Here is an 18,036-nt window from a genome sequence, read left to right as displayed (position 1 = left end):
CGGTGCGGTCGGCCGGGCGCGGCCAGGTGCGGGCCGGCGGTCGGCGGGTGGTGCGGTCGGCGTGCAGCGCGTCCGGTGCGTGCGGTGCGTCCGGCCGGGCGCGCGCCGTCACGGCCTCCCCCGGCGGGTGCTCGTCGTCAGCGACACCGGTGACCCGCTCCAGGCGGTCAGCGGGGCGAAGCCGCGGTGCCCGCACTCGCCGAAGACGGTCAGCGGGGCGCCGCCGGAGACCGCCGTGAGCTGCCACAGGTCGGACGTACAGCGCGGGTCGACGGGCAGCGCCAACCCGCCATCTGCATCGGCAAGTTGCCAACCACGGTCGCCGCCCCGTCCCGCGGCCCCGCGGGCCGATCCGTTGGACGCGGGCCGGCCGCCGCCCGACCCGCCGGGGCCCGCGCCCGTGGCGGTCAGCGCGTCCAGGGCCGCCGCGTCCGGTATGGGCACGACCTGGGAGAGCACGACCGGCCAGGCGTCCAACCACGGGTCGTCCCGCAGGGCGTCGCCGTAGGCGGTCAGCGCGGTGGAGACGTCCACCCCGGGTGGGGCGGCCGAAGCCCCTCCGTCCACCGCCCCCGCCACGGCCCCGGCGGGCGAGTGCACCGCAGTGGCCACCGCCCCTGCCGCCGTCTCCGCGGCCACGGCCGCACCTGCGCTGCCTTCGGTGGTCGGGCCCGGCGTGCCCGTCGCGGCGTGTCCGCCGCCCGCCCACGTCCCGTACCGCGTGCCGAGGACCGCCCGCAGCGGGCGCGCGGCGGGGTAGTACGCCAGGTCCGCGTCGAGGGTCAGCCCGACCGGCAGCGCCAACTCCGGGGCGCGGCCCGCGGCGCCGAAGGAGAGCAGCAGCGCCATCAGCCCCGTGCGCGCGCCCCGCAGCCACAGCCTGCGGGTGGTCAGCCGGCCGTCGTCCGAGTCCTGCCGGGCCAGCACCAGCCAGTGGTCCCGCACCAGATCGCCACGGGCCAGCAGGTCGGCCGCGTCGGTCGTCAGCCCCACCCGCGTACGGGTCGTGGCGGCCAGCGGCGCCGGCAGCTCGCCGATGCGCAAGAAGCCCTGGTTGAGCAGGTGCAACAGGGCGCACTCGGCCAGCAGTCGGGACGGCCAGCCGGCCCCGGAGCCGGTCACCGCCCCCAACTCCCTGACCCGGGCGGCGAGGCCGGGCGCCTGCGCGTCGACCATGCGGGCCGACGTCTCGTCCCAGTGCGCGTACCCCGCGCGGTCCGCGCCGGCCAGGCCGTCCCGGACGAGGTCGGCCAGCCGCTGCTCCAACTCCGTGGCGCCGGCCGCGATGCGCTGCTCGCGCTGGGCCTGCCGGTCCGCCCGCCGCCGCGCCGCCGCCTCGTCGGCCGCCGCGTCCGCGCCGGACCCGTCCGTGCCGCCGGCCGCCGGCGCTGCCTGCCGCTCGGCGCGCTCCCGCCGGGACGCCAGCCACTCGGCGGCCCACTCCGGCGGCTCGGCCGCCGGCACCGGCTCCCCCGTGGCCCACAGCAACAGCAGGCCCAGCGCGTGCTTGCACGGAAACTTCCGACTCGGACAACTGCACCGGTACGCCGGCCCCGACAGGTCGATCACGGTCCGGTACGGCTTGCTGCCGCTGCCCTTGCACAGCCCCCACAGCGCCCCGTCCCGCAGCCCGCAGCCCGACCACGGAGTGGCCGTCCCGAGCTTGCTGCCCGCCTTCTGTGATGCTGCGTCAGGAGCAAGTGCGAGCACCTGCTCAGCGGTCCATCGTTCCCCCTGACCATTCATGCCAACGACGCTAAGCCCACCCACTGACAATCGCTCTGACCTGCGGTTTCCACCGGCCGAGCGGGATTGTCAGAGGTGTGGTGCATGGTGGTGAACGTCCCCGGCTGAGGCAGCCGGACGGGCAGGTGAAGAGGGGGATTTGTGACCGTGTCTGGAATCGCGAACACCGGGTCGGAAGCCGTGCAGGAGGCCGCCGGAGCCGAGGGCTCCGCCGCCGCGCCGCACCCCACCGAGCGACCGGAGGCGCTGCGTCCGCACGCCGAGGACGCGTTCGCCGCGGAACTGGCCGCGCTCGCCGCGGCCGACGACCGGCCGAGGCCCACCCGCTGGCGGCTCTCGCCGTGGGCCGTGGCCACCTACCTGCTGGGCGGCACGCTGCCGGACGGCACCGTGATCACCCCGAAGTACGTGGGACCGCGCCGCATCGTGGAGGTCGCCGTCACCACGCTGGCCACCGACCGCGCGCTGTTGCTGCTCGGCGTGCCAGGCACCGCCAAGACGTGGGTGTCCGAGCACCTGGCGGCGGCCGTCAGCGGCGACTCCACGCTGCTGGTGCAGGGCACAGCGGGCACCGCCGAAGAGGCCATCAGGTACGGCTGGAACTACGCCCAACTGCTGGCGCACGGGCCGAGCCGGGACGCGCTGGTGCCGAGCCCGGTGATGCGCGCCATGGCCGATGGCATGACCGCGCGGGTCGAGGAACTGACCCGCATCCCGGCCGACGTGCAGGACACGCTGATCACGGTGTTGTCCGAGAAGACGCTGCCTATCCCGGAGCTCGGCCAGGAGGTGCAGGCGGTGCGCGGCTTCAACCTGATCGCCACCGCCAACGACCGCGACCGGGGCGTCAACGAGCTCTCCAGCGCGCTGCGCCGCCGGTTCAACACGGTGGTGCTGCCGCTGCCGGCGACGCCCGAGGCCGAGGTGGAGATCGTCTCCCGCCGCGTCGACCAGCTCGGCAGCTCGCTCGACCTGCCGGCGACGCCCGAGGCCCTGGCGGAGATCCGGCGCGTGGTCACGGTCTTCCGCGAACTGCGCGACGGCGTCACCGAAGACGGTCGTACGAAGCTCAAGTCGCCCTCCGGGACGCTGTCCACGGCGGAGGCGATCTCGGTGGTGACCGGCGGCCTCGCACTGGCCGCGCACTTCGGCGACGGTGTGCTGCGGGCGGACGACGTGGCGGCGGGCATCCTCGGCGCGGTCGTCCGCGACCCGGCCGCCGACCGGGTGATCTGGCACGAGTACCTGGAGGCGGTCGTCCGCGAGCGCGACGGCTGGAAGGACTTCTACCGCGCGTGCCGCGAGGTGAGCGCGTGACACAGCCGCGGGGGCGGGGGCCGGCCGCGGGCGACGTACCGCGGCCGATCCCCGGCGGGCCGGCCGCGCGACGGGGCGCGCGGACCGGTGCGGGCGCCGACCGGCGCCAGGGGACGAGCAGGGACGCAGGGTCGGGGGCGCGGGGACGGGCCGTGGCGGCGGGGGCCGCAGCGGTCGGCAGTGCGCCGTTCAGGGAGGCGGGGGTGGCGATGTTCCGGCAGGGATCGGATGCGTACGAGGGGGCTGCGACGGTGGCACCGGGGGGCGACGTGGTGACGACGGGGCGCGGGACGGGCGCCGAGGGGCACGGCGGGCGGCCGGCGGGCGAAGCCCTGGCCGGACGGCCCGCGGTGGCGCCGGACAGCGCGGCGACGGGTCGTACGGTTGCGAACCGCCCCGTGGCGGGCCGTGCGGTGCTGGGCAGCGAGATGACCATCAGCGCGATGACCGGCAGCGTGGTGATGAGCACGCTGGCGACGAGCAGTACGGCAACGATCAGCGGCGCGGCAGCGAGTAGCAGTGCGGCGGCGACGAGTCGTACGGCCGCGGGCGCGGCGGCGGACGGCGCAACAGGGCGGGGCACGGCGGCGCGAGGTTCGACAGCGCAGGGCTCGGCGTCGAAGGGGGGCGCGGCGCCGGCCGTGGCGGGCGTCGCGGACGAGCGGGCCGCGGTCGCGGTGGCAGCGGCGGCTGCGGGGATCGCGCGCGCCGCGCGCGTAGTGGCCGATGACGGGGCGGCGACCCCCGTCGCCACGGAGGGCCCGTACCTGCTCGGCATCCGACACCACGGCCCCGGCTCGGCCCGCGCCGTGCGGACCGCGCTCGACCACTGCGCCCCCAAGGCGGTGCTGATCGAGGGCCCGCCGGAGGGCGACGCGCTGCTGCCGCTCGCCGCCGACCCCGACCTGCGCCCCCCGGTCGCGCTCCTCGCGCACGTGGCGAACGAGCCGGGCCGGGCCGCCTTCTGGCCGTTCGCGGAGTTCTCCCCGGAGTGGGTGGCGATCCGGTGGGCGCTTGACCACGACGTACCGGTCCGCTTCATCGACCTGCCCGCGGCCCACACGCTGGCGCTCACCGACACCGAGCCGCAGCGCCCGGCCCGCGCGCCGGGCCCGGACGGGCCGAGCCGCCCGGAGGACGCCGGACCGGAGGCGGGGCAGGACGCAGACCAGGACGGCAAAGACGCGCCGGCCGGCCCCGCGACCGTACGGATCGACCCGCTGGCGGCCCTCGCCGACGCCGCCGGCTACGACGACCCGGAGCGCTGGTGGGAGGACGTCGTGGAACACCGCGGCGGCCCGGACGACCGCCCCGCGCGCGGCGCGGCCCCGGCCAGCGCCCCCGACACCGTCGACGCCCTGAGCAACGCGTTCCTCCAGGCGGTGGCCCGCGGCGACGACGGGCACGACGGGCACGCGACGGCCAGCGCCGCCGACCGCGCCCGCGTGCTGGCCCCGTTCGCGGCCATCGGCGAGGCGATGGCCGCCCTGCGCACCGCCTACGGCCCCGACGCCGCCGAGCAGCCGGCAGGGCCCGCCGCCTCCGACGAACAGCCCGCGCCCGACCGGGACGCGGTGCGCGAGGCACACATGCGGCTGCGGCTGCGCGAGGCCCGCCGCGAGTTCGGGGACGAGGTCGCCGTCGTCTGCGGCGCCTGGCACGTACCGGCGCTCACCGCCAAGGCCACGGTGGCGGCCGACCGCGGTCTGCTGCGCGGCCTGCCGAAGGTCAAGACCGAGCTGAGCTGGGTGCCGTGGACGCACCGCAGGCTCTCCCGGCGCAGCGGGTACGGCGCGGGCATCACCTCGCCCGGCTGGTACGGGCACCTGTTCCGGGCCCCCGACCGCCCGGTGGAGCGCTGGTTGACGAAGGTCGCCGGCCTGCTGCGCGAGGAGGACTACCCGGTGTCGACGGCCCACGTCATCGAGGCGGTGCGGCTCGCGGACACCCTCGCCGTGCTGCGGGGCCGCCCGCTCGCCGGGCTCACCGAGACCACGGACGCCATCAGGTCCGTGCTCTGCGAGGGTTCGGACGTGCCGCTCGCCCTCGTCCACGAGCGGCTGGTGGTCGGCGACGACATCGGCGAGGTGCCCGACTCGGCCCCGGCCACGCCGCTCCAGCGCGACCTCGCCCGCGCGCAGCGCGCGCTGCGGCTCAAGCCGTCCGCCGTCGAACGCGAGCTGGAACTCGACCTGCGCAAGGAGACGGACGCCGAACGCAGCGTGCTGCTCCACCGGTTGGCGCTGCTCGGCATCGACTGGGGGGTGCCGGCCCGCGGTACCCGCACGGGCACCGGCACCTTCCGCGAGACCTGGCGCCTCGTGTGGGAGCCCGAGTTGGCCGTGCGGGTGGCCGAGGCCGGCATCTGGGGCACCACGGTGCACACCGCGGCGACCGCGCGGGCCGAGGCGCTGGCCGTCGACGCGCGCGCCCTCGGCGACGTCACGGAGCTGGCCGAGCGCTGCCTGCTCGCCGGGCTGCCCGACGCGCTTCCGGTGGTCATGCGGGTGCTCGCGGACCGCGCCGCGCTCGACGCGGACGTGGGCCACCTCGCCCAGGCGCTGCCGGCGCTGGTGCGGTCGGTGCGCTACGGCGACGTGCGCGGTACGGACGCGGGGGCGCTCGGCGAGGTCGCGGCGGGCCTGGCGGAGCGGGTCTGCGTGGGCCTGCCGCCCGCGTGCGTGGGCCTGGACGCGGACGGTGCGGCCGAGATGCGCGGCCACGTGGACGCCGCCCACCGCGCGATCGGCCTGCTGGCCGAGACCCGCGCCGCGGCCCCGGCCGGGGGGCCCGTAGCAACACCCTCCGCCCCGGCGCCCGGCACCGACAACGACACTGGCACCGAAGCCGAAGCCGCCGGTCCGGAAGCCGGAGCGACCTCCGCAGCCACCGACCCGGCCGCCCAGGACACCACCGCCCAAGCCGCGGCCGGTGACGAGCGACCGGACGACCCGGCGCGTACGGCGAGTACGGGGCGTGCGGTCGACCCCGGGTTGCGGGCGCGCTGGGCCGGCGTGCTGCGGGTGCTGGCCGAGCGGGACGGCACGCCGGGCCTGGTGCGCGGCCGGGCCGCCCGACTGCTCCTGGACGACGGGCGGTTGACCCCGGGTGACGCGGCCCGGCTGATGGGCCTCGCGCTGTCACCGGGCACCGCCCCGGTGGCGGCTGCCGCCTGGATCGAGGGCTTCATCGGTGGCGCGGGCGGCGGCATGTTGCTGGTCCATGACGAGCGGCTGCTCGCCCTGGTCGACGGCTGGCTGTGCGGCGTGCCGGCGGAGTCGTTCACGGACGTCCTGCCGCTGCTGCGCAGGACGTTCGCCGAGTACGAGGAGGGAGTCCGCCGCACGCTGGGCGAACTCGTGCGCCGCGGCCCCGACGGCGGGCCCCACGCCGGCGCCTCTGCCGCCGGGTCCGCCACGGCCGGCTTCGCGGCCGACCCCGACCCCGTCCGGGCCCGCGCCGTCCTGCCGACCCTCTGGGCCCTCCTCGGCCTGACCCCGCCAGCCCCGACCACGCCCCGGACCGCCGCCACGACCGTCCCCACCACCGCCAATGCGACCGTACGCGTCGAACGGGACGCCCCCACCACCCCGGCCACCCCCGCGGACCTGGCCGACACCACCACCCGAGCCACCCCCGCTGACCTGGCGGAACCCGACACCCCAGCCGACCCCACCACCCCGGCCGCGGTGCGGGTGCCGGACGCCGAGCGGCTGCGGCGGTGGCGGCTCGTGCTCGGCGGTGGGGACCGCTCCGACGGCACCGGTTGCGTGTTGAGCGGCCGGGACGCGGCGATAGACCGCACGCTCGAAGCGCTCTACGGGGGCGACGGGCCGGGCCCCGGCGAGCGGGGCAAGGGCTCGCCCGGCGGCCAGCGCTCGGCCGGCCTCGGCGACTCCGCCCCGCGCGTGGCCCGCTGGCTCGGCGACATCCGTACGTACTTCCCCACCTCGGTCGTCCAGGTCATGCAGCGCGACGCGATCGACCGGCTCGGCCTGTCGGCGCTGCTGCTCGAACCGGAGATGCTGGAGGCCGTGGAGGCCGACGTGCACCTGGTGGGCACGCTGCTCTCGCTCAACCAGGCGATGCCCGAGACGACCAAGGAGACGGCGCGCGCCGTGGTCCGCAAGGTGGTCGAAGAGTTGGAGAAGCGGCTGGCGACCCGGACCCGCGCCACGTTGCACGGCGCGCTCGACCGCTCCGCGCGCATCAGCCGCCCCCGCCACCAGGACATCGACTGGAACCGCACGATCCGCGCCAACCTCAAGAACTACCTGCCGGAGTACGGCACGGTGGTCCCGGAGCGGCTGATCGGGTACGGGCGGGCCGCGCGCGGGACCAAGAAGGACGTCATCCTCTGCATCGACCAGTCGGGCTCGATGGCCGCATCGGTCGTCTACGCCTCGGTGTTCGGCGCGGTGCTCGCCTCGATGCGCTCCCTGGCCACCCGGCTGGTGGTCTTCGACACCTCCGTCGTGGACCTCACCGAACAGCTCGACGACCCGGTGGACGTCCTCTTCGGCACCCAACTCGGCGGCGGTACGGACATCAACCGCGCCCTGGCGTACTGCCAGTCACAGATCACCCGGCCGGCCGACACCATCGTCGTGCTGATCAGCGATCTCTACGAAGGCGGCATACGGGACGAGATGCTCGGCCGGGTGGCGGCGATGAAGGCGGCCGGGGTGCAGTTCGTCGCGCTGCTCGCACTGTCCGACGAGGGCGCGCCCTCGTATGACCGGGAGCACGCGGGGGCGCTCGCCGCGCTCGGTGCGCCGGCATTTGCCTGCACTCCCGATCTGTTCCCCGACGTCATGGCCGCGGCAATAGAGCGACGTCAACTGCCCATACCAGATGGCGAGTCAGCGCACTAACTCCACGACCCGGGGCTTGCGCGGCCCCCTGTGCAGCGTGCAAGGATCGCCCCGCACCGAGACGTTCACTCCCTCGACCCCTGGGGTGACCCCTCTCCTCGCCTGCCGTGTCCCTTCGTCTGACCCGTTCACCGCCGCTGGTTCCCGCCCGATCCTCCCGGCGCCGGCCCGCCCCGCTCCGGGCGGCGGGCGTGGATGACGGCCGACCGGACCGGGAGGCGGGAGCGGCCTCCGGGGGACGCGGCGGCGACCGGGCCCGGAAGGGTCGGGTCGGGGCGGCCCCGGCACGCCCGGGCCTGTCGATCGGCACCGGCCGCCGGTGGGCGTCGCCCCTCAGACCGCCGGAGAGCGCGGGCTCCGCCAGGCCCGCGCTCTCCGGCCACCACTCGGCGACCCACCCGGAAGCCGCGGCACCCGCCCGGCCGAGCGTGGGGACCCGAGCCGCCAGTGACGGCCGGACCGGAACGGGGGGCCGGTCCGGCCCACGGCCCCCGCCCCACCCACCGCGGCCCCCGGCCCGCTCACCGCGGCCCCCCGCCTCACCCGCGGCTCCGCCCCCGCCCTACGCACGGGAAAACCTCGACGAAGGCACCCCTTGCAAAAGCGCACCGTACGAAGGCACCCGTACGAGGCCCTCCGGCACAAAGCCCCCGCACAAAAGCGCCCCGTACGAAAGTCCCCGTAAATGGCGCCCCGCGCGAAGACGGACCGTCGCGCGAAAAACGGACCGCCGTACGAGGACACACCGCGGTCCGAAGACGCGCCGCCACCCGACGGCATGCCGCCGTCCCGCCGCCCGCTATTCGGGTGTCGCGGGGCTGGTGTCTGTCTGGATGGGGGCGCTGGCGGGTGGTGAGGGTTTCGGTGGCGTGAACGGTTCGCGCCTGGCATCAAAAGGTCATCGGGCTGGTCGAGGGCCACATCGGCCGAGTGGGTGGTCACCGGGTGTAGAGGTCACCCATCCGTAGCGATCTGTGACTGTTATCACCGCCCAAGTGTGATCTGAGATTTAGGGAGCTCCGTGTTGCGGGGATAACCTGCCAGGCGGACATGCCGCGTACCCGGCTGACGCGTACAACCTCGTAGCGACCCTGTAGCGACCTTGGTGACCGCGTCGTCACGCTGCCCTTCGCGGCACGCCCGCGCAGACAAGAACCGCGATCACTTCAGACCGCCGGTGTATTTGAGAAGCAAAGGGACGGACGCGCGTGGACCTGTTCGAGTACCAGGCGAGGGACCTCTTCGCCAAGCACGGTGTACCGGTGCTGGCCGGTGAAGTCATCGACACGCCTGAGGCGGCGCGCGAGGTGACCGAGCGTCTTGGCGGCCGGGCCGTCGTCAAGGCGCAGGTGAAGGTGGGTGGACGCGGTAAGGCCGGTGGCGTGAAGCTCGCCGCCGACCCGGCCGACGCCGTGGAGAAGGCCACCCAGATCCTGGGCATGGACATCAAGGGCCACACGGTCCACAAGGTCATGCTGGCCGAGACCGCGGACATCGCGGAGGAGTACTACGTCTCCTTCCTTCTCGACCGCACCAACCGCACCTTCCTCGCCATGGCCTCCGTCGAGGGCGGCGTGGAGATCGAGGTCGTCGCGGAGCAGAACCCCGATGCGCTCGCCAAGGTCCCGGTGGACGCGATCGAGGGCGTGACCGACGAGAAGGCCCGCGAGATCGTCGCCGCGGCGAAGTTCCCGGCCGAGCTCGCCGACCAGGTCGCCGAGGTCCTGAAGACGCTGTGGAAGGTCTTCATCGCGGAAGACGCCCTCCTCGTTGAGGTGAACCCGCTGGTCAAGACCGGTGACGGCAAGATCATCGCGCTGGACGGCAAGGTGTCGCTCGACGCCAACGCCGAATTCCGCCAGCCCGACCACGCGGCGCTTGAGGACAAGGACGCGGCCAACCCGCTGGAGGCGGCGGCCAAGGCCAAGGGCCTGAACTACGTCAAGCTCGACGGCCAGGTCGGCATCATCGGCAACGGCGCGGGTCTCGTCATGAGCACGCTGGACGTCGTCGCGTACGCGGGTGAGAACCACGGCAACGTGAAGCCCGCCAACTTCCTCGACATCGGCGGCGGCGCCTCGGCCGAGGTCATGGCCAACGGCCTGGAGATCATCCTCGGCGACCCGGACGTGAAGTCCGTCTTCGTCAACGTCTTCGGTGGCATCACCGCGTGTGACGCGGTCGCCAACGGCATCGTGCAGGCCCTCGAACTGCTCAAGACCAAGGGCGAGGACGTCTCCAAGCCGCTGGTCGTGCGCCTGGACGGCAACAACGCGGAGCTGGGTCGCAAGATCCTGACGGACGCGAACCACCCGCTGGTGCAGCAGGTGGACACCATGGACGGTGCCGCTGAGCGCGCCGCCGAGCTGGCTGCGAAGTAAGGGACGAGGTCACCAGTAACCATGGCTATCTTCCTCACCAAGGAAAGCAAGGTCATCGTCCAGGGGATGACCGGCTCCGAGGGCCAGAAGCACACCAAGCGGATGCTTGCCTCGGGCACGAACATCGTCGGTGGCGTGAACCCGCGCAAGGCGGGCACCACCGTTGACTTCGACGGCACCGAGGTGCCGGTGTTCGGCGGCGTCAAGGAGGCCATCGAGGCCACCGGCGCCGACGTCACCGTCATCTTCGTCCCGGAGAAGTTCACCAAGGACGCGGTCATCGAGGCGATCGACGCCGAGATCCCGCTGGCCGTCGTGATCACCGAGGGCATCGCCGTCCACGACACCGCCAACTTCTGGGCGTACGCGGGCAGCAAGGGCAACAAGACGCGCATCATCGGCCCGAACTGCCCGGGTCTGATCACCCCCGGTCAGTCGAACGCCGGCATCATCCCGGCCGACATCACCAAGCCGGGCCGCATCGGCCTGGTGTCGAAGTCGGGCACGCTGACGTACCAGATGATGTACGAGCTGCGCGACATCGGCTTCTCGTCCTGCGTCGGCATCGGTGGTGACCCGATCATCGGCACCACGCACATCGACGCGCTCGCCGCGTTCGAGGCCGACCCCGACACCGACCTGATCGTCATGATCGGCGAGATCGGTGGCGACGCCGAGGAGCGGGCCGCGGACTTCATCAAGGCCAACGTCACCAAGCCGGTCGTCGGCTACGTGGCGGGCTTCACCGCGCCCGAGGGCAAGACCATGGGCCACGCCGGCGCCATCGTCTCCGGCTCCTCCGGCACGGCGCAGGCCAAGAAGGAGGCCCTGGAGGCCGCGGGCGTCAAGGTCGGCAAGACGCCGTCCGAGACCGCCCGGCTGGCCCGCGAGGTGCTCGCCGGCTGAACCGGCACGGGCTCCGGTAGACCGGCAAGGTCACTCGGGAACGGCCGCCCGGCGGCCGTCCTCCCCCGCTGACCTGCTGGTTCTGCCGGCCCACGGCGGTCGACCGATGCGGTTGACCGCCACCCACACGGCCTGACGGCCCGGCGGGGCACGCTCCGCCGAGCCGTCGCGTGGACAGCGCTACGGGCGCGGGTCCGCACTCACGAGTGCGGGTCCGCGCCCGTTGTCGTGCCGCCCCCGGGCTCCGTGGCGCCGTACGGGTGGTGCGGGTGTGGCGCGCGCCGCCCGGTCCAGGACGTCCGGCGGTCTCGGGTGGTCGGCGGCTTCGGGGCGGCCGGCCGGAGCGCTCGCGCCGGCCGCGCCCCGGCGGTGGTGTGCGGGGGGGCGCGGTTACGGCATGGGCGCCGGGGTGAGCGAGGTCGGTTCGGGCCCGGGTGTGGGAGTGGTGTGCGCCGGGGGCGCGGGAGCGGGGGAGGCTGCGGGGGCGGGCGCGCGGGCGTCCGGCGGGGTGGCGGTCGGAGTGACCGGTGCGGTCGATACGGGGCGGGCGGGGCTGAAGATCGGCCGGTCGGCCGCCGACGAGGTCAACAGGGAGAGCACCGTACAGGCGGTGATCAGCGCGGTGAACCCGAGCGACCCCCTGACCAGCACCTTCGTTGTGCGTTCGCTGCCGCTGCGGACGAGTTCGGCGGCTCGGGTACGGACCGGCTGGGCCACCGCGAGCGCGCCGAGCCGGTGGTGCAGGACCGCGCCGAGCCGGTCGGGCGGCACCCGCCGCAGCTCCGGCAGGTGCCTGAGCAACTCCTCGCGGGCGTGGGCGAGCCGGCCGGCGGTGGCCGGTGTGCTCGCCTCGGTCTCGGCCGCCGTCGCGGGCAGGCCGAGCCCGACACCGTCGTGGAGCAACAGGGTGCGCCGGTACGAGCGCGGCAGCCGAAGCAGCGCGTTCAGCAGCGCCGGATCACGCGTGGTCACGGCGCCGGGCCCGGTCTCCACGGCGACTCGCCGCACGACCCGCCGCACCGCCTCCCACCTGCGCGCCTGTGGAGCGGGGCGCCCGCTCGGACGCCGCCCGCGGCGGGGCCCTGGACGGCGATCGGAACGGCTGGTGGCCGACCGCGAACCGTCGGCAGGGCCCGGGGCGGTGCAGTTGGCGCCTGTGGCGCTGGTGGTGGTGCCGGCGGTCGTGGTGGGGCTGGTGGTGGTGCTGGGGGTGGCGTCGTGGCCGGTGGAGGCGGAGGTGCGCGTACGGTCATTCGTCCGGCCGCGCCGCCGTGCCCGGCCGCGGCGTGGCCAGCGGCTCCGCGTGGTGCGTTCCGCCGCGTCAGGGGCGGGGACGGCGACCGGCTGACCGGTGGTCACGTGTTCCGGGGAGCCCGGGGAGCCCGGGGAGCCCGGGGAGCCCGGGGAGCCCGGGGTGCTCTGGGGGCGCGTGGCGTCTGGGGTGCCCGTGGTGTTCTCGGTGTTCGTCGGGCGCTGGGGTGGTGGTGGAGTGGCGTGGGTCCGGGGGGTCTGGTCGGGGCGTACGGCTGCGCTCGGTGGTGCGGTGTCGCCGGGGCGCTGGGTGGGGTGCGCCGGGCCGGGCGTGTCGGGTGTCGCCGGCCGCTTGCGCTCCGGCCGGAACTGGTGCCAGGGCGAGAGCGCGAACTCGTACACCACGGCCCGTACCCAGCCCACCGGATCGCTGTCGATGGCGACCTCGGGCCAGTGCTGCCAGGCCCGCTGGAAAGCGAACTCCACGGATTCTTCTGCGAGTTGGGGGCTGCCGGTGAGGAGGTACGCCTGCCGGGCCAGGGCGGTGGCGTGCCGGGAGTACAGGGCGTCGAACGCGGCGGCGGGGTCGGCCGGGGCGGCGCGCCCGGGGTCGAACTCGGGGCCAGTGTCCGACACGCCGCCCCGTGCGTGATCGGTGTCGGCGGCCGGCGCCTCGGCCGGCCCCCGGGAGGTGGCTGCTGCGCCATCGGAGTGGCGGGCGACGGCGTCGGAGCGTGGTGCGGCGTCAGGGGCGGCGGTGGCGCCGGGGCCTGACGGGGCGGTGGGGGAGGCGTCGGTGGGCCCGGAAGGGCTGGTGGTGTCCAGGGCGGGGACCGGGGTCGGGGCCGAAGCCGAGGCGGCGCCCGAGCCTGCATCCGTCTCCGCTGCTGCCTTCGGGGCGGCGCCCTTATTCGCGTTCGCGTTCGCGTTCGCGGTCGCGCCCGTGCGGGAGGCCGTGGCTGGGGTGGTGCCCGAGCTCGTACGCGCGTCCGAGCCTGCGTGCGCGTCTGCGGTTGTCTTCGGGGTGGCGCCCCCATTCGCGTTCGCGTTCGCGCTCGTACGGCTGTCGGCGGCTGGGGTGGTGCCCGAACTCGTCCTGGCGCTCGCGCCCGTTCCCCTGCCCGTACCCGCGTCCGGGGCCGAGCCCGTACGAGCGGCCGAGTCCGTACGGGAGTCCGCGGCTGGGTTCGCATCGGGCTTCTTGCGGCCCCGGGTGCCTCGTCGGCTGCTGCCCCTGGTGCGGGCCTTGGGGCCGGGGTGGGGCCCGGTGGTGGGCTGTTTGCCGGCGGGCCCGGTGGCCGGCTCGGGGCCTGGCGGGCCGGTGGGGGCGGCGGGGCCAGTGGTGTCGGCGGGGTCGATCGCCCCGGGGTGCCCGGCGGTTGTCGCGGGGGGCTTCGCGCCGGGGGGTTCGGCGTGCCCCGTGGTCGCCCGGGTGGGGGCCGCGTCGGTGCCCTCCGTGCTGCCCTCTGTGCTGTGCTCCGTGCTGCCCTCCGTGGTTGCTGGAGGGGGCGGCGGGGTGGGGTGTGGAGTGGCTGGACGGGTGGTGTTGGTGGGGCTGTTCGTGGCGGTGGTGGCCTGGGGGATGGCGTGGGGTGCGGTGGAGCGCGCCTGGTGGGTCGATATCCGTACCCGTACGCCAGTTGTCGCGCCCGTACGCCGCTTGCCGCCCTCGCTCCGCTTGCCGCTCCCACCCCGCGCGGCGCGCTGCCCCGGGTCGCGCTCGGCCTCGCGCGCCGGCTGCGCGCCGTGTGCCGACGACGGCCGTGCCGGGGGCGACTGGGGTGGCTTGGACGACGAGGGTGCTGGCGGTCGCGCCGGCGCGCGGGATGCCGACTGCGCCGGCGGGTGCGGCGCCGCCTGCCGTGACGACTTCGTGTTCGACGGGCGGGGCGCGGGCGCGTCCGACGGGGTGGGCGGCGCGGGGCGGGGGGCGTTCGACGCGGTGTCAGGCGCGTGGGTGCGACGGCGTTTCATGGGCGGCGTCCCACGTCGGCGATGGCAGCCCGGGGTGATCGAATGCGTGCGAAGAGTCCCAAAAGGCGCATACGGATATCTTGGGCGACACGGCGACCATGTGCCTGCTACGGGGACAAAACGGGTGTTATTGGCAGCATGGGTGCGTGACCCACATGAGCGAGTTCAGCCCGTCGCCGTCCGTCCGGGACGGCGCCACGACCAGGCATTCGCCCGCCGCCGGGCACGCGCTCATGAGCGGCGTCGTGGCCGCCGGGCTCGGGCTCGGCACGCTCGCCGTCGTCGTCCTGCTGCTCTGGGTCACCTCACCCTTCCCGGACAGCGGCCCCGGTGGCGCGCTCCGGGTCGTCGCCGGCCTGTGGCTGCTCGCGCACGGGGCCGAGCTGGTCCGCACCCACGGGGTGACCGGCGGCCAGACCCCGATCGGCCTCACTCCGCTGCTGCTCACGGCCGTGCCGTGCTGGTTGCTCTACCGCGCCGGGCGCCATGCGATGGAGGACCCGGAGGCCGAGGTCCGACAGCCCGGGCGGTGGGAACACGTGGCCTCCGCTGACCCCGACCAGTCGCCGACCGGCACCCCGTCAGCCGACACCCCACTGGCCGACGCCCCGTCAACGGACCGCCGCGCGACTCACGCGCGCTACGCGGAGCGCCCGTACCCAGATCCGTCGTACGCGGACCCCTCGTACGCGGACCCGTCGTACGCCGACCTGCCCGGGGCGGCTCGGCCGGGCGCGTACCCAGCGGCTGGCACGGCCCGCGGCAGCGCGGGCGGCAGACGGGCCGCCGGTGGTGTGGACGGGGGCGCGGGGGCCGGCGCCGTGCCGCCCGGGCGCCGCGGCCCGGCCGCCCCGCCCGGTCCCGCCACCGGGCACGCTGCCGGCGACCAGACGCCGGCGGTGGTGCAGCCGGCCGTGGTGCGGTCCGCGGTGGGCCTGGTGGTCGCCGGATATCTGCTGGTCAGCGCGGTGGCGATGGTGTACGCCAACTCCGGTGCGCTGCCCGTCGACCCGCTCAGCACCCTGGTACGGGTGCCGCTGCTGGTGGTGGCGGCCGTGACGGCGGGGGCGTGGACGGCCAGCGGCCGGCCGCGCTGGCCGCTGCCGGCCGCGGCGCGCCGGGTACTCGCCCTGGTGCCGGGCGCGGTGCGGCGCCTTCTGCCCCTGCCGCTGGTGCTGGCCGCGGCGCGGGCCGCCGGGTGGGCCACGGTCTGGTTGGTCGCCGGCGGCGGGGTGCTGGTGGCGGCCTCGCTGGCGGCGCACGGCGGCGCCGTCGAGGACGCGTTCCCGCTGCTGGCGCACGACTGGCCGGGGCGGTTCGGGGTGCTCTCGCTCTGTCTGGCGCTCTTCCCGAACGCGATGGTGTGGGGTGCCGCGTACGGCCTGGGCACGGGGTTCACGGTGGGCGCCGGCAGCCTGGTGGGCCCGATCGAGACGACCGCGTACCCGGTCCTGCCGCACTTCCCGCTGCTCGCCGCGCTGCCCGATGCGGGGCGCGGCGGGCCGCTGCTGTGGACGGCCGCAGGTGCGGTGCCGCTCGTCGCCGGGGTGGTGCTGGGCCGCAAGGTCGCCGGTGCCGCGGGGTCGCGGCACCGCCCGGACGACGGGCCGGCGTGGGACTGGCAGCAGACCGCCGCCGCGGCCGGTCTCGCCGCGATCGGCTGTGGCCTGGCGATGGCCCTGGTGGCGCGGATGTCCGGCGGGCCGCTGGGGACGGGGGCGCTGGCGGAGTTCGGGCCTGATCCGTGGTGGGCCGGCCTTGCTGCGCTGACCTGGACGGCGGCGTGCGGCGTGCCGACCGCGCTGCTCGTGCGCTGGTGGCACAACCGGGCGGGCGCGGCCGATGACCGGCGCGCGGCAGACGGGGCAGCGCCGGATGCGGCAGCGTCGGCCGGTGTGGGTGGCTCGGCTGGTGTGGGTGGTGCGGGCGGTGCTTCGGGTACGGGCCGTGCGGCCGGTTCCTGGCCTGCCATGCCGACGGCGTCCGTTGTGCCCGCCGCGCCGGCCGGTTGGCGTCGGCTGCTGCCCGGGGGCAACCGGGCCGCGGGCGGGCCCGGGACCGGCCGACGCTGGGGGCTCACCCGGCGGGCCCGGCGCGCGGCCACCGCGCACGACGCCTGGCACGCCACCGCGGCCCGCCGGGCGCGCTGGTCCGCCCTCAAACAGTCGTCGGGCGGCCTCGCCCCCGACTTCGAGCCCGACCCGCTCGCGACACACGGCGTACGACCGGACCCGCCGGCGGCCTCCGGCACACCGCTGGACCCATCCGCCGCCTCCGGCGCCCCACGGGACCCGAACGCCCCACAGGGCACGCCGACGGCCCCGCGAACCGAGCCGCCCGCGCCGCGCTCTCCCTGATCGCTGCCTGCTGCCTGCTGCCTAGTGCCTGTCGCCTGCTGCCTGTCGAGGGCTGATCGCTGGCCGTTGCGGGCTGTGCGCCCGCACAGCCCCACGAGGCCGCAAACCCGTGGGGGCTGGTCGAGATTCGACCAGCCCCCACGGCTGCGGTGGATCGTGAACCACCGTCCCGATCTTCAGCGTCCCGCTCAGCTCTCCTCGTCGAGGAGGGGGCGGAGCGGTTCGGGGAGGTGACGGTCGCAGGACTGGCGGGCGGACTTGGTCAGTGAGTCGTCCGCGCACTCGTAGAAGTCGCTGTAGACCAGTTGGGCGGTGTACGTCGCGAGCACGATGGCCAGCGCGATGCCGCCGGTGACCAGGCCGCTGATGGCCGCCGTCGAGTGCTGTCGGGTGCTGGTGCCGTTACGCGGCGCGGGCAGCGGCGTCGCGGTGGCGTCCGGTGCGGGCGGCGGGGCGTCCACGGCCGGGCCCGTACGCTCCGGCTCCGCCCTGCGCTGCTTGGCCCGCAGGCCGCTGATGCCCCAGTACACGGCCAGCGCGCCGAGCAGCAGCGCCACCTCGCGCAGGCTGAACAGGGCGAAGAAGAACGCCCACATGCCGGCGAGCAGCGCGTAGCGGGCGCGGCGCTGGGCGGGGTCGGTCGGGTCCCAGCGGGACCGGCCGCCGTTGCCGCCGTTGCCGCGCTGGCCGTTGCCGTTCTGGCCGCGCTGGTTGCCGGGACGGCCGCCGCCGGGGCCCGCGCCGAAGCCGCCGCCGTTGCTGCGGCCCGGCTGCTGGTTGCTCCACTGGCTGCCCCAGGCCGGCGGCTGCCCCTCGTCACCCGGCGCCTGGCCTGGCTGCTGGCCCTGACCCTGGCCCTGACCCTGGCCTTGGCCGCTGGGCCCGGCGCCCTGGCCCCACCCTTGGCCCTGGCCCCACCCTTGGCCCTGGCCCTGCCCTTGCCCCTGGTCGCCGGACCCGGCGCCCTGGCCCCATGTCTGGCCGCCGCCCTGGCCGTGGCCCGTGCCCTGCCCCGGCTGCTGGCTGCCCTGGCCGCCCTGGCCGGTCGGCCCGGGGCCCCAGGTGGGCTGTTGCCCGGCGCCCTGCTGGCCCTCGCCGCCCTGCTGGCCGGCGGCCGGGCCCCAGCGGGCCCAGCGGTCGGGGCCGCGCCGGCCGCGCTGCCCGCCGCCCCCGCCGGTGGCACTCGCGCCACCGGGTGCCTGGGGCGGCGCGGGCCACGCCGGCGGCTGC

The 18,036-nt window shown here is 75.8% G+C and carries 8 protein-coding genes and 1 pseudogene; 6 read left to right on the top strand and 3 right to left on the bottom strand.

Going from position 1 to position 18,036, the window contains the following annotated elements; all coding sequences use genetic code 11:
• Positions 1–108: 108 nt before the first annotated feature.
• On the bottom strand, positions 109–1,746 hold the full coding sequence (locus ACMA1D_RS28695; protein WP_414726901.1) for an SWIM zinc finger family protein: 1,638 nt from the start codon (positions 1,744–1,746) through the stop codon (positions 109–111).
• Positions 1,747–1,926: 180 nt separating this feature from the next.
• Here ACMA1D_RS28695 and ACMA1D_RS28690 point away from each other — a divergent pair, with 180 nt between their 5' ends.
• From ACMA1D_RS28690 to sucD, 5 genes and pseudogenes are all read left to right on the top strand, one after another.
• Positions 1,927–3,063 carry an ATP-binding protein gene (locus ACMA1D_RS28690; protein ID WP_414726925.1) on the top strand — a complete coding sequence of 379 codons (1,137 nt, stop codon included), beginning with the start codon at positions 1,927–1,929 and terminating at the stop codon, positions 3,061–3,063.
• Between the two features lie 461 nt (positions 3,064–3,524).
• Positions 3,525–6,557: pseudogene (locus ACMA1D_RS28685) on the top strand (DUF5682 family protein); the annotation flags it as partial.
• A gap of 471 nt (positions 6,558–7,028) precedes the next feature.
• Entirely contained in the window at positions 7,029–7,937 is a 909-nt protein-coding gene (locus ACMA1D_RS28680) for a VWA domain-containing protein (RefSeq protein WP_414726924.1), read from the top strand.
• A gap of 1,208 nt (positions 7,938–9,145) precedes the next feature.
• Positions 9,146–10,318: an ADP-forming succinate--CoA ligase subunit beta gene (sucC, locus tag ACMA1D_RS28675; protein ID WP_414726900.1), complete on the top strand. Its 1,173-nt coding sequence runs from the start codon at positions 9,146–9,148 to the stop codon at positions 10,316–10,318.
• A 21-nt stretch (positions 10,319–10,339) separates the two neighbouring features.
• Positions 10,340–11,224, top strand: a complete 885-nt coding sequence (gene sucD, locus ACMA1D_RS28670) for a succinate--CoA ligase subunit alpha (RefSeq protein WP_277321760.1) — start codon at positions 10,340–10,342, stop codon at positions 11,222–11,224.
• 390 nt (positions 11,225–11,614) lie between these two features.
• Here sucD and ACMA1D_RS28665 read toward each other — a convergent pair whose 3' ends face one another.
• The gene (locus tag ACMA1D_RS28665; protein WP_414726899.1) at positions 11,615–13,111 is read right to left on the bottom strand and encodes a hypothetical protein; all 1,497 of its coding nucleotides are present in this window, start codon (positions 13,109–13,111) and stop codon (positions 11,615–11,617) included.
• A 1,493-nt stretch (positions 13,112–14,604) separates the two neighbouring features.
• On the opposite strand from ACMA1D_RS28665, the gene ACMA1D_RS28660 reads away from it, so the two are divergent.
• Positions 14,605–16,806, top strand: coding sequence for a DUF6350 family protein (locus ACMA1D_RS28660; protein WP_414726923.1), 2,202 nt, complete (start codon positions 14,605–14,607; stop codon positions 16,804–16,806).
• Positions 16,807–16,994: 188 nt separating this feature from the next.
• On the opposite strand, the gene ACMA1D_RS28655 is transcribed toward ACMA1D_RS28660, so the two are convergent.
• On the bottom strand, positions 16,995–18,036 hold a 1,042-nt coding region (locus tag ACMA1D_RS28655; protein WP_414726898.1), incomplete at its 5' end, for a hypothetical protein.

Source organism: Streptomyces sp. 796.1 (assembly GCF_047525675.1).
Taxonomy (GTDB): domain Bacteria; phylum Actinomycetota; class Actinomycetes; order Streptomycetales; family Streptomycetaceae; genus Streptomyces.
Note: the sequence above shows the minus strand (reverse complement) of the source record. Positions and strands in the feature narration are given on the sequence as shown.

Excerpts from the sequence above, each read along its gene's own strand:
- ACMA1D_RS28695 (WP_414726901.1), bottom strand. The coding sequence starts at position 1,746 with ATGAATGGTCAGGGGGAACGATGGACCGCTGAGCAGGTGCTCGCACTT.
- ACMA1D_RS28680 (WP_414726924.1), top strand. The coding sequence starts at position 7,029 with ATGCAGCGCGACGCGATCGACCGGCTCGGCCTGTCGGCGCTGCTGCTC.
- sucD (WP_277321760.1), top strand. The coding sequence starts at position 10,340 with ATGGCTATCTTCCTCACCAAGGAAAGCAAGGTCATCGTCCAGGGGATG.
- ACMA1D_RS28660 (WP_414726923.1), top strand. The coding sequence starts at position 14,605 with ATGAGCGAGTTCAGCCCGTCGCCGTCCGTCCGGGACGGCGCCACGACC.